Raw genomic sequence first — 17,710 nt, 5'->3', positions numbered from 1 at the left:
TCAAAAACTTTTACTTTTCCCCCCTCCGAAGTGGGAATTTGGGGCTATACTGTCACTTCCGCGCTGCCGGTATCCACATCTTTATATTTTGCCAATACGGGCTCCACCTGCTCCTCCAGGAACTCCAGGGTCTGCTGGGGGGCGCGGCCCACATACTTTTCTGGCTGAAGAATGCCGCCCAGCTCTTCCAGGGTCACCCCAAAGATGGGGTCCGCGGCAATGCGCCGCAAAAGGTCGTTCTCGCCGCCCTCTTCCTTGATCACTTTGCCCGCGGCCATGGAGTGTACTCGGATGGCCTCGTGAAGCTGCTGGCGGTCGCCGCCCCGCTTTACCGCGTCCATCATGATGTTCTCTGTGGCCATAAAGGGCAGCTCTTTTAAGAGATGCTGCTCAATCACCTTGGGGTACACCACCAGGCCTTCGGCCACATTGGCGTACAGGTTCAAAATGCCGTCCACCGCCAAGAAAGCCTCGGGCACACTTAAACGCTTGTTGGCCGAGTCGTCCAGGGTGCGTTCAAACCACTGCCCCGCCATGGTGAAAGCCGGGTTCAGGCTGTCCACCATTACGTACCGGGCCAAAGAGGCGATGCGCTCGGCGCGCATGGGGTTGCGCTTGTAGGCCATGGCGCTGGAGCCGATCTGCCCCTTTTCAAAAGGCTCCTCCACCTCTTTTAGGTGCTGCAAAAGCCGGATGTCGTTAGAGAACTTCGCCGCGCTTTGGGCAATGCCCGAGAGTACAGAGAGCATTTGGCTGTCCAGCTTGCGGGAATAGGTCTGGCCTGAAACCGCAAAGCAGGCGCTGTAGCCCAGTTTTTCCGCAATCTTTTGGTCCAGCTTTTTCACCTTTTCGCCATTGCCCTCAAACAGCTCCATAAAGCTGGCCTGGGTGCCCGTGGTGCCTTTGCTGCCCAGCAGTTTTGCCTTGGAGAGCTGATACTCCACATCCTCCAGGTCCATCAAAAGGTCCTGCATCCACAGGGCCGCGCGTTTGCCCAGGGTGGTGGGCTGGGCGGGCTGGAAGTGGGTAAAGGCCAGGGTGGGCTGGCCGTGGTGCTCTTTTGCAAAGGGGGCCAGGGCCCGCAGCACCCCCACCAGCTTGTTGCGGATCAGGCGCAGGGCCTCTGTCATAATAATAATATCCGTATTATCCCCCACATAGCAGGAGGTGGCTCCCAGGTGGATAATCCCCGCCGCCTTTGGGCACTGCTGGCCATAGGCATACACGTGGCTCATCACGTCGTGGCGCACCTGCTTTTCTCGGGCCTCGGCCACCTCATAGTTGATGTCCGTGGCGTGGGCCTTCAGCTCGTCCACCTGTTCCTGGGTGACGGGCAGGCCCAGCTCCATCTCGGCCTCGGCCAAGGCAATCCATAGCCTGCGCCAGGTGCGAAACTTCATATCCGGGGAGAAAAGGTACTTCATCTCTTTGCCGGCATAGCGGGCGGAAAGAGGCGATTCGTAGACGTCTTTATGATTCATTGGCAAGGAGCTCCTTCCAAAAATTTTACAAATTTGACGGGAAAAGTAGTGGAAATTGCAAAAGAGCCAAAAGGGGAAAGCTCTCTGCCAGAGTGTGGGGACGAGCGTCCGCCATGTGGCAAAGAGTTGATGCGGAGCATCCACGCTAGCTGTGAACCGGCCGAAGGGGCGGCTAAGACTTGGCCCCTCACGACCTTAAAACAGCGGCCTGCCGGCCCCTTGCCCCCACCAGGAGGAACCAGCCCAAGGCATCCCAGCCCACGGGCAGGGCCCGTATCAGCGGGCAAATTCACTTTTTCCCATGCCAATTTATTGTAATACATACCACCCGCCCCTGTCAACCGCAAAAGCCCCTTTTTCAACAATTTTGCAACATCAACAGTTCCCTTTTGTAATTTTTTAAAACTTTCTCTCCCTTTTCCCTTGCAATATCCGCTGTTCTGTGGTAAGATAAACATATAATTTTGAAAGATTTATGCCAGAAACTTGCATTTTGGAGGTAATCCCTATGTCTTATGTATCGGTACAGCTGGACCTTTTGAAGGCCAAAAACGCCCATGAGCCCGAGTTCATCCAGGCCGCCACCGAGGTGCTCACCTCTTTAGAGCCTGTCATCGCGGCCAATCCCAAATATGAAGAGGCCGGTATCCTGGAACGTATCACCGAGCCCGAGCGCCAGATCATCTTCCGGGTACCCTGGGTGGACGACCAGGGCAAAGTTCGGGTGAACCGCGCCTTTCGGGTGCAGTTCAACTCCGCTATTGGCCCCTATAAGGGCGGCCTGCGGCTGCATCCCTCGGTAAATCTCAGCGTTATCAAGTTCCTGGGCTTTGAGCAGATTTTTAAAAACAGCCTCACCGGTCTGCCCATTGGCGGCGGTAAGGGCGGCAGCGACTTTGACCCAAAGGGTAAGTCCGACCGGGAGGTTATGGCGTTCTGCCAGAGCTTTATGACCGAGCTGTTCCGCCATATTGGCGCGGACACCGACGTGCCCGCCGGAGATATTGGCACCGGCGCCCGGGAGATTGGCTATATGTTTGGCCAGTATAAGCGTCTGAAGAACAGCTTTGAGGGCGTGCTTACCGGCAAGGGCCTGACCTACGGCGGCTCTTTGGCCCGTACCGAGGCCACCGGCTATGGCCTGCTGTACTTTACCAACGCCATGCTGGAAAAGAACGGCCACCAGTTGGCCGGAAAGACCGTGGTAATTTCTGGCGCGGGCAATGTGGCCATTTACGCCGCTGAAAAGGCCTACCAGCTGGGGGCAAAGCCTGTGACCATGTCTGACTCCACCGGCTGGGTGTATGACCCAGAGGGCATTGACCTGAAAGCCATTAAGGAGATCAAAGAGGTCAAACGCCAGCGCCTGACCGAGTACAAGAACTACCGGCCCAACGCGGAATATCACGAGGGCAAGGGAGTTTGGTCCGTGAAGTGCGACGTAGCTCTGCCCTGCGCCACCCAGAACGAGCTGGACGCGGCGGACGCCAAGGCCCTTATTGCCAACGGCTGCATTGCCGTGGCCGAGGGAGCCAACATGCCCACCACCCTGGAGGCTACCCAGCTGCTGCAAGAGGCCGGGGTGCTGTTTGCCCCAGGCAAGGCCTCTAACGCCGGCGGCGTGGCCACCTCCGCCCTGGAGATGAGCCAGAACAGCCAGCGGCTCTCTTGGACCTTTGAAGAGGTGGACCAAAAGCTGAAGGGCATTATGGAGAACATCTTCCAGAGTGCCGACGCGGCCGCCGAACAGTATGGCCACGCCAAAAACTATGTGATGGGCGCCAACATTGCCGGCTTTGTAAAGGTAGCCGACGCCATGATCGCCCAGGGGATTGTGTAAACTTACTGTAACCATATAGCTTCCTCATGAAAAAGACCGCTGCCCAGTATAGGAGCAGCGGTCTTACTTTATGCGCTTTTATAGGCGGCAGCCAGTTACTTCCCCAGCTCCACCACAGGCTTTCCATCTTTATCCAGCAGCGGCGTAAGGCCTCCCGCGTATCCGTCTTTGTGGAATAGGTACAGAACGCCGGTTTCCGTATCCCGCCAAATCTCCGTCACGGTAATCTTTCCTTGGTTATAAACTTTTTCAAAGCGGTTCATTTGTGGTCCTCCTATGTAATCAGAAATTTTCGTATAAATTATATCATCCAACTCCTTAGATGTCAAGGACTCTTTTGATTTAGAGCTCGCTTGAACATAGAGAGAACGACGAATTTTTGACCCGGGGAGATTCATTGCCAGGAGAAAACCGCAAGAAAGACGATTGCCCTTCTTACGGTTTTCCTTGAACCCTTCTTGTTTTCCCTTAAAAAACCCTGGCTCTTTTCCAGGTTTAAAACTGGCTCTATCCCAAAGCGCCTCTTTTAGTTTGCCTCAAAATAAGCCTTAAAGGCCCGGTATGCCATATACAGGTCCAGCTTTGAGATAACCTCAAAGGGCGCGTGCATGGAGAGCACCGGTACGCCAATGTCAATGACGTCCGCGTTCAGCCGGGCCACGTCATAGGCCACCGTACCGCCGCCGCCCTGGTCTACTTTGCCCAACTCGCCAATCTGCCACAGCACGTCCGCATCTTCCAGAACCCGGCGCACCCAGCCCAAGAACTCGGCCGACGCGTCATTGCTTCCGCCCTTGCCCCGGCTGCCGGTATACTTTGCAATGCCCACGCCGCGATTGAAGAAGGTGGAATTACCCAGCTCAAAGCAAGAGGCATAGGTGGGGTCATAGGCAGCGGTCACGTCTGCGGAAAGGCAGTTGGACATGCTCCACACGTGCTGGGGCTCCAGGCCCTCGGCCCGGGCCAGGTCGCTGACAAAGTAGTTCAGATACTCCGAGCACAGGCCCGTGTTGCCCACGCTGCCGATCTCCTCCTTGTCCGCCAACACGGTGATGGCCGTACGCTCTGGGGCTCCGCAGTCGAACAGGGCCTCCAGGGCAGGGTAGGCGCAGACCCGGTCGTCGTGGCCGTAGGCGCCAATCATGCTGCGGTCCAGGCCAATATCCACCGCCGGAAAAGCGGGCACAAATTCCAGCTCGGCGGAGATCAGGTCGCTCTCAATAATACCATACTGGTCGTGGAGGATCTTCATCACGTTCAGCTTGTACAGCTGCTCGCCCTCCTCGGTCAGGGGCAGGCTGCCCACCAACACATTTAGGTCCTCGCCGCTGAAGGCCTCGCCAATCTTCTTGACAGCCTGGTCCTTGCCCAGGTGGGGAAGAATGTCCGTGATACAGAACTGGGGGTCGCCGGGGTTCTCGCCAATGCAGACCGTTACCTCGCTGCCATCCTTGCGCACAATCTTGCCGTGCAGGGACAGGGGCATGGCGGTCCACTGGTACTTCTTGATGCCCCCGTAGTAGTGGGTTTTCAGCAGGGCCAGCTCGTTGCTCTCATACAGGGGAATGGGTTTTAGGTCAATGCGGGGGCTGTCAATATGGGCGGCGGCAATGCGCACACCCTCTGCCACGCCCTTTTTGCCAATGACGGCCAGGCACATGGCCTTGCCCCGGTTGTTATAGTAGATCTTCGCCCCCTCGCTATACTTCTTATTGGGGTCAAACTCCACAAAACCGGCAGCCTGGGCAGCTTTCACGGTCCAGTCCACGGTCTCCCGCTCGGTTTTGGCCGCGGTGATAAAGTCCTTGTATCCCTCGCCAAAGTCCATGGCCTTGTCCATCTGCTCCAGGCAGACCTTCACGGCCTTTTTAGAACGATCCATCAAAAGCTGTTCGGCCAGTTGTTTAGCCTGGTCCTTTTTTGCGTTTTCTTCCATGATTAAGAGCCTCCTTTTGGCAATGTCTTACTGCGGTTCATTCTACTCTTTCCCAGAAGAAATGTCAAGGGGCGGGGAGCTCAAATAAGCCGCGGAACGCGGCAGGGGGCCTGGGGGAAACTGGTTTCCCCCAGCAGGGTCCAGGGACAGAGTCCCTGGCCGCCGGAGGCCTTCTCGTGCGTCAAGCACTTTATGGGCATTTTCTATGAAAATGCCCATCTGGGGGAACCCCCGACGAGGGTTCCCCCATGAGAAACGTCCCACCGGGACGTTTCTCTGTCCCCTTCCTGCGTTGTTTTCTCAGGATATTAAGGGCGAGACCGTGGGGGCTTCTCGCCCCCACACCCCATCGGAAGGGGCCTAACGCCCCTTCACCGCGCAATATTTCCTACTGTCAAGTTCCGGGGTAATAAAAAACACTCTACCCCCCGCCATACAGCCTTTCATAAATTTCCCGGCTTTTCAGCACCTTCTTCACATAGGCCGCTGTCTCTGGAAAGGGGATGCTGTGCAGGGTCTCCCCGTCTTTGGAGTGTTCCCCTTCCTCCAGCCAGCGGTCTACATTCCCAATGCCCGCGTTATACGCTGCCAGGGCCACCTCCATACTCCCGTTATAGTGGTCCAGCAGCCGCCGCAAAAGAGCGCACCCGCAGTGAATGTTGTCGTTCACGTCGAACATATCCCCGCCCCCATTCTCCGGCGGATATTCCTCGGCCATCCAGCGGAACGTCTCCTCGGTCAGCTGCATCAGTCCCCTGGCCTGGGCCCGGGAAGTGGCCCTGTGGTCAAAGCCGCTCTCGGTCTTGATCACCGCGTACACCAGCTCTTCTTCCAGGCCGAACTCCCTGGCCTCTTGGGCCACCACCTGGCTATAGTCCCGGGGATAAATCCGTACCATCACCCACCCGGCCAGCCTGGGCCCTGCCGCCACTGCCCCAAGGCACAGAACCAGCAGCACCAAACCGGCTATGCACAGCTTCCTCATGGCCATCACCCGCCTTTCAGTTGGGCCACAATGGCCCTTACGCTTTCCGTTAGGTCCTCTCCTCCGGAATTTTCCACCACCCAGTCTGCCCGCTGGGCGTAGAATTCCGGGGGTTGCTGGGCCGCGAACCGCATCCGGGCCTGCTCTTCGCCTATACCGTCCCGGACCATTACCCGCTCCAGCCGCAGCTCTTCTGGGGCGGTTATTGCAATGATCCGCCTGCACATGCTGTCCAGTCCGGCCTCAAACAGCGTGGGGGCGTCCAACACCACAGGGCCAGCGGCCTCCCCAGCCAGCCGCCGCACCTGGGCCGTGATGCGGGGAAAGGTGATCTCACCCAAACGCCGCCGCCCCTGGGGGCTGGCAAAGGCCCGGTTTGCCAAAAGCCGCCGGTTCAGGCGCCCTTCTGGGGCCACATCCCGGCCAAAAGCCTGACGCAGCTCCTCCAAACAAGCCCCGTCATATACCTGGGGGCTGCGGGTTAGGCCGTCGCAGTCAATGACTGTCAGCCCCCGCTCCTCCAAAAGCTTTGCTACTGTGGACTTCCCCGCGCCGCTTTGCCCCACCAGCCCCGCCACCAGAGGGCCAGGCGCTTTCCGCACCCGGTGGGCCGCTGCCCGTATCAACCGGTTATACACCGCTAGGCCTATCCCCCGCTGCCCGGGGCGCTGGGCAAAGACCTCCTCTGCCCCCAGATAGTCCAACTGGTGCAGGACCCCAAACAGCCGTCGGGCCTGCTCCCCCTGGTCATACCGGGGTCCATAGGATAGGCTGGGGCCAGTAAGCAGAGGCTTTGTCTCGTCAAAGCAAAGGGCAAAGCACCCGGGCCGGGCATTGACAAAGGCCGCGAACTCCTGGGGGGAACCGTCAAAAATACTCACCTTTGCGGCCGGGGCGTAGTGCTGGTACTTCATGCCCGGCGACAGGGCCTTCTGCCCCGGCTCCAGCCGGCTGAGCACCGCTGGGTCCACCTCTATTTTCCCCAGCACCGCCTCCAGCTGAGCAAGGGTCACCCCCCCTGGGCGCAGCAGCCGTGGGGCCTCCCCCGCCAGGGACACCACGGTGGACTCTACCCCCACGGGGCAGTCCCCCCCGTCTAAAATGGCGTCCACCCGGCCGTTCATGTCCTCATACACATGGGCAAAGCTGGTGGGGCTGGGCCGGCCAGAGCGGTTGGCCGAGGGCGCGGCCAGGGGAACCCCCGCCGCCTGTATCACCGCCCGGGCCGTGGGGTGGCTGGGAAGGCGCACCGCCACGGTAGAAAGCCCGCCGCTGGTCTCTGGAGGTATTCTGTCCGATTTTTCTAAAATTATGGTCAGCGGCCCTGGCCAAAAGGCCCTGGCCAGCTTTTTGGCTGTCTCCGGCACCTGCTGTACCAAGGGCGCCAGCTGGTTCCAGGACCCAATATGGGCAATCAGCGGGTTATCGCCCGGGCGGCCCTTAGCGCCAAAAATTTTTTTCACTGCTTCTCCGTCCAGGGCGTTGGCCGCCAGGCCGTACACGGTCTCGGTGGGAATGGCCACCAGCCCCCCGGCCCGGAGGATCTCCCCGGCCCGGGCCACTCCCTGGGGAGAACTGTCCAGTATCTCCGTCACCATCAGGCCTCTGTCTCCTCCCTTAGCTTCTCTGCCCGGTCGGCGGCAATCAGACTGTCCACAATCTCGTCCATGCCCCCAGCCAGCACCTCTTCCAGCTTATACAGGGTCAGGCCAATGCGGTGGTCCGTTACCCGGGATTGGGGGAAGTTGTAGGTGCGGATGCGCTCAGACCGGTCGCCGCTGCCCACCTGGCTGCGGCGCTCCTCTGCCACCTGGGCGCTGGCCTTTTCCCGCTCTTGGCCCAGCAGCCGGGCCCGCAGCACTTTCATGGCCTTATCCTTATTCTTATACTGGCTGCGCTCGTCCTGGCACTCCACCACCATGCCTGTGGGCAGGTGGGTAATGCGGATGGCGGAGGAGGTCTTGTTGATATGCTGCCCCCCAGCCCCGCTGGACCGGAAGGTGTCTATTTGCAGGTCTTTGGGGTCAATGTCCACCTCCACCTCTTCGGCCTCGGGCAGCACGGCCACTGTGGCGGCAGAGGTGTGAATGCGCCCCTGGGTCTCGGTCTCGGGCACCCGCTGCACCCGGTGGGCCCCGCTCTCGTACTTCAGCTTGGAGTAGGCCCCTGCCCCGTCGATGAGAAAGCTTACTTCTTTAAAGCCCCCCAGTTCGGTCTCGTTCAGATTGACAATTTCTGTGTGCCAGCCCTGCTTTTCCGCATAGGCCGTGTACATACGGTACAGGTCATAGGCAAACAGGGCCGCCTCTTCCCCGCCGGCGCCCCCGCGTATCTCCATAATTACATTCTTCTCGTCATTGGGGTCCTTGGGCAGCAGGAGCAGCTTAATTTCTTCCTCCAGCTGGGCCAGGGCCCGCTCGTTCTCTTTGATCTCCTCCTGGGCCATTTCCCGCAGCTCCCGGTCCGAGGACTCCTCCAGCAGCTCCTTTGCCCCAGAAAGGGCCTCTTGGCAGCGCAGATAATTGCCATACGCCGTAACAATGGGCTCCAGCTCCCGGCTCTCTTTCATCAGCTGGGCAAAAAGAGCGGGGTCTGCGGCACTTTGGGGATCATAAAGCTTTTGGGTCAGCTCTTCATAGCGATTCTGAAATACTTGCAAGTTTTCAAACATAGTCGCGTCCTCTATTCTTATTCTATAAAATCATTACGCCTGGCGGCTTAAAGCAGGAAACACTGCCCGGTCGGAACGCGCAACCATACGTCATAAGGCCTAGAGCCTGTTCTAAGGCTGGAGAAAAGTAAGGATTTTTCGCACCGGGGCCACTGGTTTTCGGCGAAAAAGACATCTTCTTCATGTCTTAAAACAGACTCTAACCCCTTTTGGGGATGCGGCCCAGACCCACAGTCGCCTGTCCGCTTATAAAAGGAATCCCTTAATCCCGGATAAACCCCCGGTCGCTTTGGGGAATGTCCTCCTGGCCTCCGGCATACCGCTCTGCCCGCATATGCAAGTCATACTTTTCCCGCAGGCGGACAATCTCCGCCATCACCGGTCCGGCATGGTGGGCGTCCAGGGCCGCCTGGTCCCGCCAGCTGTCTATAAGCAGTATGGTTTCTGGGTCCTCCAGGGGGAGAAAATACTCATACCGCAGGTTTCCCTCCTCTGCCCGAATCTGGTCCACCAGGCCGGAAGCCCTCATCTCTTGGGCAAACTGCCGGGCGCTGCCCTTTTGCCCCTGGTAATAGATATGAATGGTAATTGCCATGCTAGCTCTCCTCCCGGATGACCTTCTTGATGTTTTTTTCACACTTCAGCCTGGGCAGCATCACTTCTCGCCCACAACCCAGACACCGGATTTTGAAATCCATTCCCACCCGCAGCACAAGAAATTCCCGGCTGCCGCAGGGGTGGGGCTTTTTCATTTGCAGCTGGTCCCCTACCCGCACATCCACGGGCAGCGCCTCCTCTCCTGACTCAAAGCGGCCTTTGCCTCAAAAGGCAAAAGCCGCCCTGGGTTTTTATTAGTCCGCGGGTGAAGCCACGTTCATCCTGGGCCGCTGAGAGTCCGCCTGGGCGTTGGCCTGAACGGACTCTGGGGCCATGGTCACCGTCATGGTATAAGTTCCTATCACCCAGCAATCCTCTCCTGCCGAGCCGGTAAGGGTTACTGTGGCCGGCACGTCTACGCTGCCCGCCTGGGCGTCTACATTGGTCATATCCAGCTGCACCATCAGGGCATCTCCGGTTAGCTTAGAGACCTGCGCCGCTGGCCCCAGCAGATTCACTTCCAGGGTGCGGGTGGTCAGGGTTGCCTCCAGCCCGCCAGCGGTAGGCGCGTTCAAAATTTGCACATTTCCCTCTGGCACGGTAACGGCGGCCTGGCGGTAGCCGTTTAGGTTAATGGTCACCTTGGCGGTGGCCACGGTGTTGGTAGAGGAGTTGCTCACTGTGTTGGTAATGTTCCGGGCCCCGGCTGGAATGGGAATCTCCATATTAAACACCGAGGTACGGTCGCTAAGCTCCAGGCTGGCAAAGTCAATGATCTCTTCCAGCCGTATTTCGGAAATACTGTCCAGGGTCTCTTGAGAGCCAGCTATGTCAATCTCCGCCGGCTCGATAATAATCCGGTTGTCCGGGAACCCGGTCGGCTGGTGGGCTGTAGTTACCCGCAAGGGAACGGTCTTTTTGGGCATAACCGGCATGGTCACCTGCACCGAATCAATATCGGTGGACAGGTACAGTCCGCTGGTATCGGTAATTTCCTGATTCTCCTGGTCAAAAAGCCGCAGCGGGCAGGTGGCCTCCACCGTCTCCCGCAGGGGACTTTCCGCGTTATAGGCCACCTCCACCCGGCTGATTTTGTTCACCGCGGACTCCGGCCCAGAGACAACCACCCGTTCCTCAGAGAGCACGGCGGTACCCGGGTAATAGCCCGTATCCGCCTTATAGTTCAAATTCATCTCAATGGGCAGGGCGGTCTCCCGAAAGCGGTCGTACTCAATATTGATCTCTTCCGGCTTTACAGAAACGATCTCATAGTCCGTCATAGAAGAGCGCTTAATGGCCCGCACCGCGGCGGTCATTTTTTGCATGGTGTTGCCTGTCAGTTTGGTGGAAGCTGGATTCAAAGAGGCTGTTACCTGAAAGTCTTCCGCTGTTAGCTTAGAGGTAATCACACTGCTGCCCGAAACTTCTATATCCACGTTGGCGTAGCTGGTGTTAAACACCCGCAGGCCATCGGCCTGGGCCTCCGCAGACAAATTCACCTCAATGGGCACATCGTAAATGGTATAGTTTACGTCGCTGGCGGAAATCATCACAAACCAGGCCACCAGCGCTGTTATAAAAGAGCACGCCAGCACAAAGCTGTTGTGGTATAGCAGCTGGCCCAGCGAGCGCTTTTTTTTGCCTTTGGCCGTTTCTTTCATAGCCAAGACCTCCTTTCACCTCACCTGTGGTTCAAAATCCACTTTACCGCTTTTTTGCGCGGCCAATCCCCAGCCGGCCCAGGATGTGGCCAGCGGGGTCGCTTTTTTCCTGTTCGCCAATAAGCAGCTCCTCCAGGGTCTCGGTCAAAGTCAACCGGGTGTAGTTCCGGGTCAGCCGTCCCCCCAGGGCAATAGAAATCTGCCCGGTCTCCTCAGAGACCACCACTACCACCGCGTCCGAGTTCTCGCTCATGCCCAGGGCCGCCCGGTGGCGGGTACCCAGCTCCGCGCTTACCGTAGTACTGCTGGTTAAGGGCAGAATGCACCCCGCAGCACAGATGCGCCCCTCCCGGATAATCATGCCCCCATCGTGCAACGGAGCTTTATTGAAGAAGATATTGGCAATTAACTGCCCCGAGGGCCCCGCGTCTACCAGGGCGCCGGTTTCGATAATCTCTCCCAGGCGGGTACTGCGCTCAAAGATAATCAGCGCCCCCATGCGCAGCTGCTGCAAAATGCCCGTGGCCTCCACCACCCCGGCAATTGCCTGGCGGGTCTCGGCCCGGCCGCTGTCCTTGTCCCGCACCCCCACGGCGGTGCCCAGGGTCTGCAAGGTTTTGCTGCGGCCCACCTGTTCCAGCGCCTTGCGAATTTCCGGCTGGAAAAGAATGACCACAATGACCACCGCAGACTGCAAGAAAGCCTTTAAAATCTCGTTCAATACCAGCAGTTCCCCGTAAAAAGAGAGCAGGTACAGGGCCACCAGCAGAATAATGCCTTTCACCAGCTGGCCGGCCCGGGTGTCCCGTACCAGCTTGATAATGCCATACAGCAATACTGTGACAATGGCCACGTCCAGGGCGTCCTTTAGGGTAAACAGACGGGCCCGGCTGAGCAGGACATTCCCAAACCGGGTGATATAGTCCATAATGGTTTCCACCGGCGTCATCCCTTTCTTATGTATAGGTATTTTTTCAGACCTGGCTTTGGAAAAACAGCCGCGGTCCCCTTGTATCCATTCGCTTATCTATTTTACCACAACCTGTGCGCAAATAAAAGCTTTTTTTGCGTTCTTTGTGAATTTCCCCAAAGGTCCGGCAGCTCTTCTCCGCAAAAAACAGGCGGCGCTTTTCCGCGCCGCCTGTCCTTCGCAATCTTTTCTCTTTGGTCCTTCCTTACATAGGCACAATCAGCGTGATAATACGCAGCACAAACAGCCCAAAGGCCACCCACATTACAGGGTGCACGTCTTTCACCTTACCCGTGCAGACCTTCAAAATAACCCAGGCCAAAACGCCGAACATGATGCCATTGGCAATCGAATAGGTAAAGGGCATCATCACCAGGGCTAAAAAGCCGCCCACTACGTCCGCGATGTCCCCGTCAAACTTCATCTTCAGCACAGACTTCATCATCAGCAGGCCCACAAACAGCAGGGCCGGGGTGGTGGCAAAGCTGGGGATGGCCAGGAAGATGGGGGAGAGGAACAGGGCCAGCACAAACATAATGGCACTGGAAATAGCGGTCAGGCCCGTGCGGCCGCCCTCCGCCACACCAGCGGTGGACTCCACATAACTGGTAACCGTCGAGGTGCCCAGCACAGCCCCCGCCACAGTGCCCACAGCATCACTCATCAGAGCCGGGCCCGCGTTGGGCAGCTCGCCTTTTTCGTTCAGCAGGCCGCCCTGGTCCGCCACGCCAATCAGGGTGCCTACCGTGTCAAACAGGTCCACAAACAGGAAAGCAAACACAATGGCCGCGAAGTTGATGAAATGCTGGGCCGCGAAGCCAAAGTCAAACTTAAAGAGAGTGGGGCCCAGAGAGGGGGGCAGAATGCCGCTGCTGAAATCCGGGATTAGGGAGATGCCCTGGTACCAGCCCGCCAGTTCCGCGATGATGCCCAGCACCCAGGTGCCCAGAATGCCCCAAAGGATGGAGCCCTTAATCTTAAAATGCCACATAATGCCAATGAGCACCAGGCCCAAAAAGGCCAGCACCACCTGGGCGCTGCCCAGATTGCCCAGGGCCACCAGGGTGGAGGAGCTCACCGTAGCGGCGCCGTCCTCACCTACAATGGCGAAAGCATCTGTGGTAACAATCCCTGCTCCCTTTAGGCCCACAATGGAGATGAATAAGCCAATGCCCGCGGAGATACCGTACTTCAGGTTGGCGGGCACAGAGTTCACCAGGGTCTCCCGGAACTTAAAGATAGACAGGATGATGAAGATAACGCCCTCCACCAAAATGGCGGTAAGGGCCACTTTCCAGGGGTCGGTGACGCCCATGCCGGCCACCATGGGGCAAACCGTGTAGGCAAAGTAGGCGTTTAAGCCCATGCCAGAGGCCAGGGCCACGGGGTAGTTGGCAAACACGCCCATAATAATGGTGGCAATGGCTGCCGAAACAGCGGTGGCTGTGAACACGGCGCCCTGGTCCATTCCAGACTCCGCCAGCATGCTGGGGTTAACCGCCAGAATGTAGGCCATGGAAAGAAATGTGGTAATACCGGCGATGACCTCGGTCTTTACGTCGGTGCCGTGCTCTTTGAGTTTAAAGTGAGCAAGCAGCTTTTCCAAAATTGTCGTCCTCCTACTAATAATTTGCGCGCCTTCGGGGCTTTATTTTAAAAGATTTTTTTGAAAATAAAGGAAGAAAGCACACAATGTAAGTATAAACGTCAATTCAAAAAAAATCAACTGTTTTGTCACAATATATTCATAAATCCCGAGAATTGTATTATAAGAAGGGTTGCCAGGAGAACAAGTTCCCCTGGACCCTGTTAACGCTGGCGGCTTATAAAGCCCCGCTTTCCTCAAAAGTTTTCTGTTACTTCCCCGTGTGATGTTCCCGTCCCTTACAGCTCTATCTGTTCTCCGGCCTCTTCCCCATCCGGCAGGGCTCCCAGAGCCGGCAGTTTTTTCCGGTAGCGGGCCGGGTTTTTTAGGTCCCCTTCCTCATACAGGACCGCGCTCATCACCCGCTGGCCCTTTTTCAAGTTCATAGCCTGCACCCCTTGGGTGTTCTTGGTGGTTTTGGCCGCTACCAGGCCTGTGTGGAACAAAAGCATCCGCCCCGAGCTGGCGGTAAGCAGTATCTCCCGGTCCTCTGCCAGCTGAATCACTGCCACAACCGGAGATTTATCGCTGTAGGCGTTCATCAGCTTCTTCCGGTTGGTCTTGGTCTGGTAGGCGGAAAGCTCCACCTTGGCCGCCTTGCCGTTCTCAAATATGAACAGCATGGCCCCGGTAAAGTCATTGGTATAGGCCATATAGAGGGCCCGCTCGCCCTCATCCATCTGTACCTTGGCAGGGATGTAGTCCCCCAAAAGGCTGGTTTTCCCGTCGTCAAAGTCCGCGGCCCGCTGCTTATACACCTGGCATTTGTCCGAGAAAAACAGCAGCTCCGTATTGTTGGCGGCCTCCGCGGTCTGGCTTAAGGCGTCGCCCTCCTTCAGCTTATGGTCGCCGCTCATGCGCAGGGACTGGGGGGTAATCTTCTTAAAATATCCCTCTTTGGTAAAGAACAGGTGCACCGGGTAGTCGGGGATCTCCTCTTTTATCTCCACCTCTTCCAGCTCGTCCGCGTACAGCAGAATGGTCCGCCGGGGCTTGCCATACTTTTTGGCCACTGCCTCCAGCTCCCGGATAATGATGTTCAAAATCTTCCCCCGGGACCCCAGCACGCCCTCCAGGTTTTTGATGTCCTGTTCCAGCTGTTCTGTCTCTTGGGTGCGTTTAAGGATGTACTCCCGGTTCAGGTGGCGCAGGCGGATCTCCGCCACGTACTCGGCCTGAATCTGGTCAATGCCAAAACCGATCATCAGGTTGGGCACCACCTCGGCCTCTTCCTCGGTCTCCCGGACAATTTTCACTGCTTTATCAATGTCCAGCAGGATTTTTTGCAGGCCCAGCAGCAGGTGAAGCTTCTCCTTTTTCTTGGTCAGCTCAAAGTAGGTGCGCCTGCGCACGCACTCCACCCGAAAAGCCGTCCACTCCTCCAGCAGCTGCCGCACCCCCAGCACCTGGGGGGCGCCTCCTACCAGCACGTTAAAGTTGCAGGCAAAGCTGTCCTCCAGGGTGGTCATTTTGTAGAGCTTGGCCATCAGCTTGTCCGGGTCCGTGCCCCGCTTTAGGTCAATGGTAATCTTCAGGCCCTCCAGGTCCGTCTCGTCCCGGACGTCGGCCACCTCCCGCAGCTTGCCCTGCTTTGCCAGCTCGATGATTTTCTCCACAATCACCTCCAGATTGGTGGAGGGAGGAATCTGGGTCACATCAATACAGTTGGCCGCCTTGTCATAGCTGTACTTGCTGCGCACCCGAAAGCTGCCCCGGCCGGTCTCGTAGATCTTCTCCATCTGGGCCCGGTCGAAAATCAGCTGGCCGCCCCCCGGGAAGTCTGGGGCCTGTAGGGTCTCAAACAGGTCGGCCTGGGGGTTGCGGATCAGGGCAATGGTGGTCCTGCACAGTTCCGCCAGATTAAAGGAGCAGATATTGCAGGCCATGCCCACGGCAATGCCCGTGCTGGTATTGGCCAGAATGCTGGGGAAGGTTACGGGCAGCAGTACCGGCTCTTTTGTGGTACTGTCGTAGTTATCCACAAAGTCTACAGTGTCCTTGTCAATGTCCTCAAACAGCTCCCGGCACACAGCCTCCAGCTTGGCTTCTGTGTAGCGGCTGGCCGCCCAGGCCATATCCCGGGAATAGGCCTTGCCGAAGTTGCCCTTGCTGTCCACATAGGGCAGCAGCATGGCCTCGTACCCCCGTGAGAGCCGCACCATGGTCTCGTAGTTCACCGCGTCGCCGTGGGGGTTCAGGGTCATGGTCCGCCCGGCAATATTGGCACTTTTGGTGCGCGCACCGGTCAGCAGCCCCATGCTGTACATGGTGTACAGCAGCTTGCGCTGGGAGGGCTTGAGCCCGTCAATTTCCGGCAGGGCACGGCTGAAAATCACGCTCATGGCATAGGGCATAAAGTTTTCCCGCAGGGTGTCTGCCACATTTTGTTGAACGACCTCCCCGGCCCCGGCAATATATCCTTTTATGTTGGGCCCTTTGGGGGCCCGCTTCTCTTTTTTTGGCATAATCTCACCTGTTTACAACTCATATTCCTCTATTATACAGTTTCCCAGCGAGTAGTGAAAAAACTCCTCGTTGGTCATGTCCCGAAAATAGGTGTTGATCACCCGGCACACCCCGCCGTGGCATACCAGCAGGACGTTTTCTTCCGGATATTTTACCTTAATCTCTTCCATCAGCCCATTGGTTAGTGGCCTGGGCAACAACTCCTGCTAATCAAAAAACCGCTCCATCAAGATATATATCTTCCCCTTGGCGTCCTCTTCCTGGGCCCCGGTGGGACAAAAGCCCATTTTTTCGTACAGCCTTTGGGCCACCATATTCCCCTCTATATAGCAGATCTCCACCCGGCGGTATTTCCCGTCCTCTCTCATGCTGTCTAGAATCAGCCCCATGGCCTGGGTACCCAGGCCTTTGCCCTGATACCGCTCATCAATGAAGAACTCGTCCACCACGTAGGAAGCGTATTCCTCGTTGCAGTCGCTGTACATCGCCATGCCTACCGGCGTATCGTCCTCATATATCAGGAACACCTGGGGCCTGTAATCCCGGAACACATAGGCCCGGGCCAAAATTTCCATGGTCTCTGGGCAAAAGTCCTTCTGCCACTGCGCTATGCGAAGCTCTGTCCTCCAATTCTTGGAAGTCACTGTCTCTAAATGTACCATGATTTCCTCCTTGATTCACGGCCAGGCCTCCCCTGGGGGGCTCCCCGCTGTCTGGCTCTCACTATACCGCTTGCGCCTTTACCAGCAGCATCATTGGGCGGCGCAGTTCATCTCTCATTCCCGGCAGGTCCAGCATCCCCGCCGGGGGCTGGGCCTCCTCCACAACTTCCAGAGAAAAGCCGGCGCGGCGCAGCCCCATGAGAATCTGGGTCAGGGTATGGTGGTATTTTACCACCTGGCACCCCAGGAAGTGGGTCTTTCGCTCTCCAGGCAGAAAGTATCCATCCACGGGCCAGCATTGTATCTCTCCTTCCCTATCATACAGCCAGTCCTGGCCCACCCCAGCGGTAAAGGTAGGATGCTCCATGTTCAAGAGGAACACCCCGCCGTCCTTCAGCGTGCGGCGCACCTTCTGAAAAACAGGGTCCAGCTCTTCGATATAGTGCAGGGCCAGGTTAGAGACCACCAGGTCCCACTGGGCCGCTGGATATTGGTACTCCTCGATGCCGCAGACCTGGTAGGTAATGTTCCGGCCGCTGTTCCGCCGCCTGGCCTCTTCCACCATGCGTTGGCTAAGGTCAATGCCCAGCACCCGGCAGGCCCCCTGCTCCTGGGCAAATTTACAGTGCCAGCCATAGCCGCAGCCCAGGTCCAGCACCGCCTTTCCCGAAAGCTCTGGAAACAGGGGCCTTAGCTGGCTCCACTCGCCGGCGGCGGACAGACCCTCTTTGCTGCGGGACATTTCCGCGTACTGCTGAAAGAACGCCTGGTTGTCATATTCATTGCGCACTCCTCT

Annotated in this window: 16 protein-coding genes; 1 reads left to right on the top strand and 15 read right to left on the bottom strand. The window is 57.5% G+C overall.

Annotated elements, in window-relative coordinates; genetic code table 11:
* Window positions 1-44 precede the first annotated feature (44 nt).
* Window positions 45-1,481, bottom strand: a complete 1,437-nt coding sequence (purB, locus tag U8U68_RS05015) for an adenylosuccinate lyase (RefSeq protein ID WP_322199727.1) — start codon at window positions 1,479-1,481, stop codon at window positions 45-47.
* Window positions 1,482-1,989: 508 nt separating this feature from the next.
* On the opposite strand from purB, the gene gdhA reads away from it, so the two are divergent.
* On the top strand, window positions 1,990-3,321 hold the full coding sequence (gdhA, locus tag U8U68_RS05010; protein ID WP_322199726.1) for an NADP-specific glutamate dehydrogenase: 1,332 nt from the start codon (window positions 1,990-1,992) through the stop codon (window positions 3,319-3,321).
* A 95-nt stretch (window positions 3,322-3,416) separates the two neighbouring features.
* Here gdhA and U8U68_RS05005 read toward each other — a convergent pair whose 3' ends face one another.
* The 14 genes from U8U68_RS05005 to U8U68_RS04940 form a co-directional block, all read right to left on the bottom strand.
* Window positions 3,417-3,584: a DUF6440 family protein gene (locus U8U68_RS05005; protein ID WP_322199725.1), complete on the bottom strand. Its 168-nt coding sequence runs from the start codon at window positions 3,582-3,584 to the stop codon at window positions 3,417-3,419.
* Between the two features lie 263 nt (window positions 3,585-3,847).
* Complete coding sequence (locus tag U8U68_RS05000) at window positions 3,848-5,257, bottom strand: aminopeptidase (protein ID WP_322199724.1); 1,410 nt, start codon at window positions 5,255-5,257, stop codon at window positions 3,848-3,850.
* A 421-nt stretch (window positions 5,258-5,678) separates the two neighbouring features.
* Window positions 5,679-6,242 (bottom strand): lytic transglycosylase domain-containing protein, encoded by a 564-nt coding sequence (locus tag U8U68_RS04995; protein ID WP_322199723.1) that lies wholly within the window; start codon window positions 6,240-6,242, stop codon window positions 5,679-5,681.
* A 5-nt stretch (window positions 6,243-6,247) separates the two neighbouring features.
* A complete protein-coding gene (locus tag U8U68_RS04990; protein ID WP_322199722.1) occupies window positions 6,248-7,840 on the bottom strand; it encodes an L-threonylcarbamoyladenylate synthase in 1,593 nt (530 codons plus the stop codon).
* A complete protein-coding gene (gene prfA / locus U8U68_RS04985; protein WP_322199721.1) occupies window positions 7,840-8,913 on the bottom strand; it encodes a peptide chain release factor 1 in 1,074 nt (357 codons plus the stop codon). The genes U8U68_RS04990 and prfA overlap by 1 nt, the downstream gene beginning before the upstream one ends.
* A 262-nt stretch (window positions 8,914-9,175) precedes the next feature.
* Entirely contained in the window at window positions 9,176-9,508 is a 333-nt protein-coding gene (locus U8U68_RS04980; RefSeq protein ID WP_322199720.1) for a putative quinol monooxygenase, read from the bottom strand.
* A gap of 1 nt (window position 9,509) precedes the next feature.
* Window positions 9,510-9,695 (bottom strand): DUF951 domain-containing protein, encoded by a 186-nt coding sequence (locus tag U8U68_RS04975; protein ID WP_322199719.1) that lies wholly within the window; start codon window positions 9,693-9,695, stop codon window positions 9,510-9,512.
* A 69-nt stretch (window positions 9,696-9,764) separates the two neighbouring features.
* Window positions 9,765-11,171 (bottom strand): CdaR family protein, encoded by a 1,407-nt coding sequence (locus U8U68_RS04970; protein ID WP_322199718.1) that lies wholly within the window; start codon window positions 11,169-11,171, stop codon window positions 9,765-9,767.
* Between the two features lie 43 nt (window positions 11,172-11,214).
* Window positions 11,215-12,120, bottom strand: coding sequence for a diadenylate cyclase CdaA (gene cdaA / locus U8U68_RS04965; RefSeq protein WP_322199717.1), 906 nt, complete (start codon window positions 12,118-12,120; stop codon window positions 11,215-11,217).
* 226 nt (window positions 12,121-12,346) lie between these two features.
* Window positions 12,347-13,747, bottom strand: a complete 1,401-nt coding sequence (locus U8U68_RS04960; RefSeq protein WP_322199716.1) for an NCS2 family permease — start codon at window positions 13,745-13,747, stop codon at window positions 12,347-12,349.
* 278 nt (window positions 13,748-14,025) lie between these two features.
* Window positions 14,026-16,251: a DNA gyrase subunit A gene (locus U8U68_RS04955; RefSeq protein ID WP_322199715.1), complete on the bottom strand. Its 2,226-nt coding sequence runs from the start codon at window positions 16,249-16,251 to the stop codon at window positions 14,026-14,028.
* Window positions 16,252-16,263: 12 nt separating this feature from the next.
* Window positions 16,264-16,449 (bottom strand): histidine phosphatase family protein, encoded by a 186-nt coding sequence (locus U8U68_RS04950; protein WP_322199714.1) that lies wholly within the window; start codon window positions 16,447-16,449, stop codon window positions 16,264-16,266.
* Between the two features lie 9 nt (window positions 16,450-16,458).
* The gene (locus tag U8U68_RS04945; protein ID WP_322199713.1) at window positions 16,459-16,914 is read right to left on the bottom strand and encodes a GNAT family N-acetyltransferase; all 456 of its coding nucleotides are present in this window, start codon (window positions 16,912-16,914) and stop codon (window positions 16,459-16,461) included.
* A 61-nt stretch (window positions 16,915-16,975) separates the two neighbouring features.
* Window positions 16,976-17,704 carry a class I SAM-dependent methyltransferase gene (locus U8U68_RS04940; RefSeq protein WP_322199712.1) on the bottom strand — a complete coding sequence of 243 codons (729 nt, stop codon included), beginning with the start codon at window positions 17,702-17,704 and terminating at the stop codon, window positions 16,976-16,978.
* Window positions 17,705-17,710: the final 6 nt, after the last annotated feature.

The organism is Acutalibacter intestini, from assembly GCF_034334985.1.
In the GTDB taxonomy this organism is placed as follows: Bacteria; Bacillota; Clostridia; order Oscillospirales; family Acutalibacteraceae; genus Acutalibacter; species Acutalibacter intestini.
This window is presented reverse-complemented; position numbering and strand designations above follow the sequence as displayed.